General features: G+C 57.3%; 5 protein-coding genes. 2 read left to right on the top strand and 3 right to left on the bottom strand.

Going from position 1 to position 6884, the window contains the following annotated elements; all coding sequences use genetic code 11:
* Positions 1-152 precede the first annotated feature (152 nt).
* On the bottom strand, positions 153-764 hold the full coding sequence (locus ACLBX8_RS31265) for a hypothetical protein (protein ID WP_447716372.1): 612 nt from the start codon (positions 762-764) through the stop codon (positions 153-155).
* Between the two features lie 830 nt (positions 765-1594).
* Between ACLBX8_RS31265 and ACLBX8_RS31270 the strand changes: the two genes are divergently transcribed.
* Both ACLBX8_RS31270 and ACLBX8_RS31275 read left to right on the top strand, forming a co-directional pair.
* Entirely contained in the window at positions 1595-2347 is a 753-nt protein-coding gene (locus ACLBX8_RS31270) for a hypothetical protein (protein ID WP_447716373.1), read from the top strand.
* Positions 2348-3845: 1498 nt separating this feature from the next.
* On the top strand, positions 3846-4511 hold the full coding sequence (locus tag ACLBX8_RS31275; RefSeq protein ID WP_447716374.1) for a nucleotide-binding protein: 666 nt from the start codon (positions 3846-3848) through the stop codon (positions 4509-4511).
* A gap of 358 nt (positions 4512-4869) precedes the next feature.
* Here the strand turns inward: ACLBX8_RS31275 and ACLBX8_RS31280 are convergent, their stop codons facing one another.
* The gene (locus ACLBX8_RS31280) at positions 4870-6201 is read right to left on the bottom strand and encodes a hypothetical protein (RefSeq protein WP_447716375.1); all 1332 of its coding nucleotides are present in this window, start codon (positions 6199-6201) and stop codon (positions 4870-4872) included.
* The coding region (locus ACLBX8_RS31285) for a recombinase family protein (protein WP_447716376.1) at positions 6198-6884 on the bottom strand (687 nt) is incomplete at its 5' end. The genes ACLBX8_RS31280 and ACLBX8_RS31285, both read right to left, overlap by 4 nt.

Below are 6884 nucleotides of genomic sequence, written 5' to 3' on the forward strand. Positions count from 1 at the left end.
GTCCGGGACCATCTCTAAGATAGTCCCGGACAGCTTGTTGTTGCGCTTCCAGGCCGAGGCCTGAGGTGCCCTGCCGCTTCGTGCTCACTCGGTAGTAGGCGACGAAGCGGCGAGGGGTAGGAGGCGGCATTCCTTTGGCTCGGCGGCCTATGTCACCCACGGAAGGTGATCTCGATTTGCTCAACCGTGAAACCCGTCATGGTCGCGAGGTCGATCTTCGTCTGGCGGACGAGATCAGCGATATCAATCCGCTGCTGCCCGTCGTCCTGCGCACGTCCATAGGGGACCAGCTCGCGCTGGATACGCTCGTCAGAGGAGACGCTGTCGAGGGGCATGAAGTCGAGGTCGCCCAGGTCGATGCCGCGCCGCTGCAGATCGGCACAAGTCGTGTAGGCGACCGGGTTCCGGAAGGGGAACGCATCCTGCTCCAGGAACACCGGCTCCTGGATGTTGATGGTGGCTACGGACGCGAGGTGGATCCGGTACCGGTCGAGCCCTCCCCGCCGCTCACCCGGGACGACACGGGAGATCTCAGCGGCCAGGATAACGGAGCGGTGCGGAGCCGTGGGCTTCGCACCCGGCTCCTTCGAGTGGCGGTTCTGGCAAATCAGCAGATACCTGCAGGCCTCTAGGCGGCGCTGCTTCGCTACCCAGTCACCGGTGAAGCCTGCAGCGATCAGTTGCTCCAGGCTCATACCCGTGAAGACGACGCACGCTTCGTCCTGCGGGGCCGAGGCTGCCTGTGTGATGGCTGGGACGGTCATGTATCTTACCTCTATCTACGGCGTAAGATACGCGAGATGGGATCTGCGTTCGTCAACGTCAAGATCCATGATACTGTAACCTCTGTAGCAACGGGCGATGCTTCATAAGGTACAGCGGATGTCTGTCTCTTGCTGAGAGGTACTGGCCAAAACAAGCTGTATGCAAACGGTATCTGATAAATACTCTGTTGTACTCCAACGGAGGCTCTTATGTATCCATCTACTAACCTACTGCATACAGTGTCGTTTCGACTGTCAACGAACGATTTCCGGCGCCTAAGGGAGCTGGCAGAACACCATAACATTACTATCTGCGGCATGATGCGCCACCTCGTGCAGCAAGAGGTGTATCGTGACAGATAATCTTAGGTCGACTGTTCTCCGAGGTCTGAGAACATCGTTGGACATATTCCCCGAAGGCAGCGTATGTTACAACAATACGAAGTCAGCTCTCAACAAGGTCGACAAGATCATCAGCGAATCTGGCATTGAGTTCGCCAGCCCTCGATGGAAGCGTGGCATACTAACAATACTCGCCGAGGCACGCAGCCATCTAGACGAGCATGACAACGTTGAGTTCGTTATAGATGATCTAGTCGAAGTGGAAGCCATCATCGAACAAGCACTCAGTGTTGCATAAATGTCGTTGACAGTGTCAGGACCAACCCATAGACGGTCCGGCATTGTCATTATGAGTTATTGTATGGAGGTATTAACATCGGGCAACAGCTTTGTTCTTTCGGCATTCAAGCGATGACGGCCATCAGCACGCTTATAACCGCCTGCGCATCGGTTTAGGTGCAGACAGGCGACACCAAGCCAAAGAGCTTTTGAAGAAACTGATCCGCTGCGGTGATCCGTCGACTCGGGGCGATCACCGAAGATGCGGAAGCCCGTTGTGTCCAGCCTGCCGAGACCGAAATATCCGGCGACAGCGCAAGCTCCTCGAAGCTCGTTACCAACTGACCCCGGCGGAAGACCTGGGATCGTTCAGCGCAGTTCTAGGTGTAGCTGGCCGATCTAAGATCGAGGATATCGGGGTCATTTGGAAGAACCGCACGAAGGCTATTCGGAACCGTGTGGACTACGAGCGACGACGCTCACCCGCCTGGAATGCGGTCGAGCTTAAACTTTGGCTGGAAGTGGACAGCGTCCACATCGATCAACTTCCACTGCTGGGTGAACTGAAGCAGCGCCAGATCGCTGAGCTATACTTCGTGCCGTTCGATGCCGACGGGGTTCTCTGGATCGTGACTGCTCACGGGATCATCCATACCGGCCCAGATCTGTCAGTCGACGAGGTTACTATCTCTCTCACTGAACGTACATTGCCTCGGTTCAAACAACTCCACATCGGTCAGTTGTCGAATGAGAAGGCCGTTGGCCTGAGCATCTATGACATCGTGAACTACTCTCTAAAGAGTCAGTTCAAGACGACCTCATATGACCAGATATCTGACGTCTGGAGTTCGGACCAGATGCTGGAATATGCATTGTGGGTCGATGCTTTCTCCAGCGGCTTCCAGTCTATAACTATGAAGATGGGGGGTGCTTCTGGACAATGTGTCTATCCCCGTCTGTGAACAGCGGCTATTCCAGTCGAATTCATACCCTTACATACTGTTATATGTAGATGCAGACAGGTCTAAGTACCAGACCATACAAGGAGAAGGCTCAGATGTTCAGGTTCGCAGGCGGGTTGTGGAGCAAAGCTTCTATGTCGGATCATCACGGGGGTGAGTCATCCCATATAGCCGGGCCATCGGCGACGGGATGCCTGCCTGCCAGCGGTATCCCAGGCCTTGCCCGAGCTGCTGTACGGCCACTCACCTTCCGTGATGCCTTCGCAGCCTCGCATCCGCCCGCGAGTCTGAATTCGCTCCCTCGGGGGACGACGATGGGGGACATCTTCGCTGTGTGTGGTGTCGTCAAAGCTCAGCCGTGACCGCCGCCCCCCCTTCCGGCAGCCCTTTCTGAGGGCCTCCTCGGCGACAACGCCACTTTGATCGAACTAACTGTAGTCGTGCCACCTACCGAATTACGCCCTCCCCCGGGGGAGGGAGAACGGCGGGCGAGCTGGATCCAGGTCAGCCATTCCCGGCTGATGATGCGCAGTACGTTGGTGTCGTTGCGCCAGCGGCTTACCCGGCGCTCCTCGACAGTGAGCACGGCCTCCTGTCGAGCCTGCTTAATGGCATTACGGGCGGTTGCCCGGCAGACGCCTGCCAGGGCAGCGATGTGATCGAGGGCAAGCTCACATCTCCCACGCTTGGCCACCTCCGCTGCGATCACCGCCAGGACAGCTTGCTCACCTAGTGTGAACCGGGCTGCGAGCCCTGGTGGGAGCCGTCCTGAGGCTGCCCAGCGGCGGCGGCGCTCCATCGAGGCTTCGGTCCGGGGTCGCGACCCAACCGGGCGACGAACAGCCGGTACGGCTGTGGAGACGGCCATCCGGCTCCGAAGCAGTTCGTCGGCCTGCTCCGCCTCAGCTTCGCTCACCTGTCCTGAGGCCACCGCACGCCAGAGGATGGCAGCTACCTCCGGCAGCTTCGCTCTTGGCGCCCCTGCAATGGTGCGCCGGATCTCGTCGATGAACATCGTCCTCGGCCCTTGTTAGGGCCGCAACAGGTCGTTCCGGGCCGCCAGTGAAGGCGTCCGGTCCACAAGGCAAAGCCTCATCATCACGAGAACTGGCGTTCCCGCTTGACGCCTGGGGGGCGCCTGTGGCTTGTGAGGGGTAGCGATACTGGCCTCACAGGCCCTTTGTGATTTCGACGGCCTCACCCTTGCCGGGGTGGGGCCGTTGGCTTTTCAGGGGTCGACTTGCGGCGGCGGTGTCTCCTGATGCCGGCACACGACTCGCCGAGGCGAGCATGGCCGTGACCGCCCATGTCGACCGGGCACGATGGTTAAGTCAACGTTTGCCGGATCGGCTCGCAACCTCTGCCATACCTCACCCACCACACTTCCACACAGGCCAGCTAGTGTGAACGTAGGCCTGTTGACATTCACGCGAGCAAGTAGGTGTAGCTGTGTGCTTCCTGGCATCTGCGCCGGGCGACCCGCACTGAGGTGTCAACCATGAAAGTGGTCGCATTGCTCGCCTGGAAAGGCGGTGTTGGAAAGTCCACTTTGACCATCAACCTCGCCGCAGCGGCGATGGAGGATGGACATCGGGTCGGCATCATCGACCTCGACCCCCAGTCCTCTCTGTCTGAGTGGTCGGACCGGCGTGAGGCCGAGCAGCCCTTCGTCTCCGATGCGAAGCCTCGTGCTGTCTCCCAGATCGTCGAGGCGGGGCGAGGGCTCGGTCTTGATCTGATGCTGATCGACACGCCGCCCAACGCAACGGACGAAGTCGAGGCTGCCCTTGCAGTTGCCGACGCCGTGGTCATCCCGACTGGTGTGGCATTATTCGACCTGAAGGCTGTTACCCGCACAGTACGCATAGCCACACAAGCCAACAAGCCAACTTGTGTGGTTCTCAACAGGGTCGGCAATCGCAGCGACCGAGAGGCGGCTAGGATCCGTCGCGAACTCAACCAGATCGGCATGCCGATCCTCCGGGAGGTCATCCACGACCTGAAGGTGTTCTCTCGATCCGCCGACGCTGGTCAGACGACAATCGAGGCTGACCCAGAGGGAAAGGCTGCTGCTGACGTAAGGGCTGTGTGGAAGCACGTTTCCAAGCAAGTTGGCTTGCGTGCTAGAACACGAGCACGCAAGCTTGAGAGTGGGGCTGTGTGATGGCTAAGCCGAACCCTTTGTCCGAGACCGCACGGCAGGTGGAAGCGTCGATGAAGGCGCCAACTGAGCCGACGGCTACCCCACCAGCTACGCCACTAGCTAAGCAATCTCCGGCCAAGACTACACGCGAAGGCAAGAGGTTCCTTGGCTACTACGTAGAACCGGTTCGACACGAAGAAATTAAGCAAGCTGCTCTGGATGAGGGCATACAACTCCAGGAGTTGCTTCGCTTAGCCGTAGATGCATGGATGCGAGAAAATGGCTCTGAAGCTGTATTAGCGGTAGAACGACGGCGACTCCGCCGTGCTGGACGGTCAGAGTGAGACTACACAAGCCTAAGTGATCTGTCCTATAGATGTCATGATACGTCCGGTGCAGCGCCCTTATCTTCAGCAGCCGAACTATCGTTCATCATAGCGTTAAGCTCGTCCTCATAGTCGTCCTGCTCCCATATCCACTTCGATTTCGTATGGCGGCGGAAAAATAGAAACTCACGGTCCACCAGGGCCACATTCCTAGCTATGCTATTGTAGGCTAGGACGGGCGGGGAGATCTTACGTTCCGCTTGAAGCCGGTTCAGACGGCTAAGGGCAGCAGATAAGACCGTCATATTAGCGTCAGGCTCGTACTTCTGAATACGAGCAAGTATGACTTGACGATCCAGTCCAGACAGCAACTCCTGGTCCGTAGCTTCGAAGCATACACGGACTAGGTGGTGGTACATCTTAAGCTTAGTCCGCTCTGGGTCCTTGAAACCCTTGCCTACTAGCTCGACAAACCCGTGGTATCGCGTCTGCTGCCCAGCACATATTTGTTCACGATACTTGTCGATCTCACTATCACCGCCAACAACAGTTGGAACATCCTGCCTGCCCCTAATGCTGCTGTTGAGACAAACCTTCTCCGCCATACGCTGGATAAGACCGACGTTGCCGTTCGCATCAAGGATAAGGGAAGATCGAAGGTCGTCGTCGAAGATGAAGTTTAACGTTTCCTCCCCCTTGCTGATGACGAGATCAAGATCGGCATCGCTCCACCTGACGTCTATCTCTTCGACCCTTCCACTGAGGTCGTTATTGTAGACAGTCATAAGGTTCTGTTCGGCCCATACGCCGATCACTATCAAGAATACTCCGTAGTCCCACAGAGACTTTAAGTCGAATGACAGCCTCTGCCTCTCGTCCTCTGACAGGTAGTGGAAATCTTCGATTACGACCCTTTTTCTAGCGGACTTGATGCTGTCAGCGAGAGCAACAAGGGAGTTACCGTCAGGTATGATAGTGTAGGTTCGCTCTCCGGTGTTCTCAAGACTACCTTCCAAGTTAGCGCCGGTCTGACCTTCAACAAGGTAAGGTATTCCGACCTTTCCTTTAGCCTCTGTCTTGATAGAACCACCTTTCTTCGTGGTGCTCTTTGCGCCGATAAGCTCACGCTTACCGAGCTGTCTCCTTATTTCTAAGTACACATCCTCAAGCTTAAACTCAGGCTTACATGGAACGATCAAACAGTCCGCCTCAGGAAGCTGCTTCCTGCGAAGGCTAGTTTTACCCTGCTTAGAAGCTCCGTATATAACGATGTGTCTATCTGACGACAGGAGATGATTGAACTGGCCGTCTAGACCTTGTCGATCTACATATGTGTACGTAGGAACGGAGCTCGTTATGCCGAATACTTCGTTAAGCTTGATCATCGTGCTGCATGCTTCTCTACGCGACCAACTTGCATCGCAGACCAATTCCCACCACGAGTTGCATGAATGCCCCGAGCATTAAGCTCGGCGGCAACTGCTCGCAAGGTGGTTGCGCCTCCCGCTTTGATCTCTTCGAGGATCGGCATCAGGTCGGCTGACCGGAGCTTCGCCTTCTCTCGCCGAACATCGAGGCTCAGGACCCGCCCCCTGATGCTGTCGGTCGAGAGGTTACCCCGGTCACCTCCCAGCCTCACACCCCGAGCCTTGGCTTGCGCTAGAGCGGCTGTGGTTCGCTCGGAGATCGCCTTAGCCTCGTGCTCAGCTACGGCGGCCAGGATATGGATGGTCAGTCGATTAGCTTGCGGGAAGTCGACCGCCACGAACTCGACGCCCGCCTCCATCAGGGTCGAGATGAAGGCGACGTTGCGTGCCAACCGGTCCAACTTAGCAATGATGAGCGTCGCCTTATGAAGCCGGCAGAGGCGTAGGGCCTCGGCGAGCTTGGGGCGATCATTGCGCTTACCGCTCTCAACCTCGACCACCTCAGCATAAAGCTGTCCGGGACCATCTCTAAGATAGTCCCGGACAGCTTGTTGTTGCGCTTCCAGGCCGAGGCCTGAGGTGCCCTGCCGCTTCGTGCTCACTCGGTAGTAGGCGACGAAGCGGCGAGGGGTAGGAGGCGG

The sequence above is a fragment of the Methylobacterium sp. D48H genome (genome assembly GCF_053345715.1).